At 33.9% G+C, this 1,513-nt stretch carries 2 protein-coding genes and 1 pseudogene; 1 reads left to right on the top strand and 2 read right to left on the bottom strand.

The genetic code is table 11. The annotated features are described in order from the left end of the window. Window positions 1–81: 81 nt before the first annotated feature. A pseudogene (locus L950_RS28250) lies at window positions 82–302 on the bottom strand (type II toxin-antitoxin system PemK/MazF family toxin). Window positions 303–358: 56 nt separating this feature from the next. Then, complete coding sequence (locus L950_RS25265) at window positions 359–607, bottom strand: AbrB/MazE/SpoVT family DNA-binding domain-containing protein (RefSeq protein WP_021191899.1); 249 nt, start codon at window positions 605–607, stop codon at window positions 359–361. A 375-nt stretch (window positions 608–982) separates the two neighbouring features. Between L950_RS25265 and L950_RS25260 the strand changes: the two genes are divergently transcribed. Next, the coding region (locus L950_RS25260) for a replication initiation protein (RefSeq protein WP_156169875.1) at window positions 983–1,513 on the top strand (531 nt) is incomplete at its 3' end.

Raw genomic sequence — 1,513 nt, 5'->3', positions numbered from 1 at the left:
AATTCTGTCATAAATAAGTTTATAGTGTTTTCTTTGATATTTAGTCGATTAACATCTTATGTAAGGCATCCTTTAAAAGTCCTATTTCAGTTTTAGAAAGCTTACCGATTTTAGACCAATTCGAGCCCTGTCTATTACTTTTATTTGATCAGTAGCGATTGAACCCTGCTTATTAGAAATAAGACAGGATATACGCCAAGGATAGGTTTTAATGGTAGATGTAATGGGTATAATGATCAAGGTTTTTAAAAATTCATTCATTTCATCCGGCTTACCACTACGCATGGCCGGGTCTTTGCCATTTCGCTTCCCTGAGTAGGGTCTAGAGAAATCCAATAAATTTCATATTGATGAATCTTTACCATGTCCATTCTTCTTTTTCGAACTCATTTGGGAAATCACCTAATAAAAGATTATCATCCCCTGCAGTGTTCATCTGCTTTGCTGCTTCTGCCCATCCTTGACGTGGTTCAGGTTTAATAATAATGCTTCCATTATTGATTTCGAGCTCTACAGTAGATCTATTACTTAATTTTAATTGCCTTAGAAGCATTGAGGGAAGTATTATCCCTTGACTATTCCCTATGTTTATAATATTTGTCTTCATGTTATAACATTACTTAAACTTAAGTGCTAATATAGCAATAAATGTTATACGTCCGCGCGCAACCTCCCCCTTTTCTTTATTTCTCGTTTTTTTGTTGATTTTCTATCGGCAATTCGCAGACATTTTCCATAAATACCTCTCGGATGAAAAGCAACGTTCTTTTTTATTTACTTTATTACTTTCTTATTTTAGGCCCTTTCTATACACTGATTATCAACTAATTGAAGGGTCGAAAACTAAGTTTTCATAAGCTAAATCTAAGTTTTCATAAGCTAAAACTAAGTTTTTATAAGCTAAAACTAAGTTTTTATAAGTTATTTAAGAGGTTAATAACTAAGGCTTTGTTTTTTTACTTAGTTTTAATATATTAGCAATATGGAAATAGTAGAAGTAAATAGTGATAAGCTGATATTGCAACATAATGCCATTACATCAGGTCGTTACGATTTTTCTGCCTGTGAACTTGATATCATGTTTATGATCTTAGCAAATCTTAAAACAGGCGAGGATACCTATAGTATTCACATTAGTGACATTGAAGCTATTACTGGCCGTTCATGGAATTACCAGCAATTAAAAGAAGCTACCGAAGCGATGCTTTCAAGAGTCTATCAGATAGAGACAGCTGAAGCATTTACCCAGATGGTCTTGTTTCAATATTTTGATTATATAAAAGGCACGGGTACGGTAAAAGTTAGGTTAACTGAAAAGGCAGTCCCCTATTTCTTTGACTTAAAAAGCAACTATCTTTCCTTTACCAGCTTAAAGCGGTACTGTCTTGTACTTCAAAATATGCAAAGAGAATTATGCCCTGGCATGTCAGTATCGAGTAATGGGACTAAAGATTCTCAATCGATGAGTTTAAAGAAATGTTGCTCATCTCAAGACCAAGAAATGCCCGAACAA

It is taken from the genome of Sphingobacterium sp. IITKGP-BTPF85, from assembly GCF_001006065.1.
GTDB classification, from domain to species: domain Bacteria; phylum Bacteroidota; class Bacteroidia; order Sphingobacteriales; family Sphingobacteriaceae; genus Sphingobacterium; species Sphingobacterium anhuiense.
This window is presented reverse-complemented; position numbering and strand designations above follow the sequence as displayed.

Coding starts and splice junctions, on each gene's coding strand:
- L950_RS25265 (WP_021191899.1), bottom strand. CDS start 607: ATGAAGACAAATATTATAAACATAGGGAATAGTCAAGGGATAATACTT.